Genomic DNA, 1,135 nt, shown 5'->3' with positions numbered 1-1,135 from the left:
CGCCGAGGAACGGGAAGTCCCGGGCCACGACCTCGTCGAGGAGCGCGTCGAACTCGGCCTCGACCCGTCGCTGCACCGTCGACTKCCGCTCGGCAGGATCGGACGCGTTGAACGGGCCGCCGCCGACGAAGATGCCCGAGAGCCCGTCCAGGTCGAGGTCGGGCATAGGCCCCGCCTCGAGCCGCACCCGGATCAGGTCGCGCTCGTCGAGGCCCGAGTGGCGGAGGAACAGCGCGTACTCCTCGTCGGCGGGCTGGTCCTCTGCGCGCGTCGCGAGGAGGACGAAGGGCTTCACACGCCCACGATATTCCCGAGGCCCGCGGCGCGGGGCCTCAGTACTCCGACGGCTTGGGCAGCACGGCCATCGTGCAGCGCGAGACGCACACCAGCTTGCCCGCGGCATCCGTGATCCTGATGTCCCATACCTGGGTCGTGCGGCCGCGCGTGATCGGCGTGGCCTCGCCGTAGACCCAGCCCTCGGCGACCGGGCGAACGTGGTTCGCATTGATCTCCATGCCGACGCAGTAGCTCGTCGACGGGTCGACCGTGAACGTCGAGCCCCAGCTCGCGAGGGTCTCGGCGAAGGCGACGGATGCCCCGCCGTGCAGCACCCCGCCCGGCTGGCGCGTGCGGCCGTCGACCGGCATCCGGCCCTTGAGCGAACCGTCGGTGAGTTCGGTCATCTCGATGCCGAGCTCGTTCAGGAGGGTGCCGTCGCGACGCGAGTTCGCCCAGTCGAGGGACGGCTCGCCGAACCAGATGCTCATGCGATCGAGTCTGGCATGCGCGCCGGCCCCACGTCCGCGCCGGCCATGCCGCGCGCCCCGTGCACCGGCGCCGTCAGGCCAGCTCGGCGATGATCGGGTGGATGGCGTCGTCGAACGCCGAGGCATCCGATCGCAGCGAGTCGGTGACCGCCACGGTCATCGCGCCGATCCACCAGACGCCCGGCTGCGTGAACGGCACCACCTCGACGTTGAGCTCGAACGAGTGCGCCCGGCGCCCCACTTCGCGCTCGTGCTCGGCGATCGTGCCGGCGTAGGCGCGGTAGGAGTCGCCGCGGCGTGCGGCCGAGGCGGTGCGGTAGCCCTGATGCGCCCACTCGGCCCATGCCCGGGCGGCCTCGGCGTGCGGC

The 1,135-nt window shown here is 72.1% G+C and carries 2 protein-coding genes and 1 pseudogene; all 3 read right to left on the bottom strand.

Going from position 1 to position 1,135, the window contains the following annotated elements:
- Nucleotides 1-295, bottom strand: a 295-nt coding sequence (locus AC1DY2_RS19980; RefSeq protein WP_476764000.1) for a type 1 glutamine amidotransferase family protein, incomplete at its 3' end; no start/stop codon positions are given.
- 37 nt (nt 296-332) lie between these two features.
- Entirely contained in the window at nt 333-767 is a 435-nt protein-coding gene (locus AC1DY2_RS19975) for a hotdog fold thioesterase (protein ID WP_476763999.1), read from the bottom strand.
- 73 nt (nt 768-840) lie between these two features.
- Nucleotides 841-1,135: pseudogene (locus AC1DY2_RS19970) on the bottom strand (zinc-binding alcohol dehydrogenase); the annotation flags it as partial.

Source organism: Agromyces sp. P1_H4, from assembly GCF_056405255.1.
This window is presented reverse-complemented; position numbering and strand designations above follow the sequence as displayed.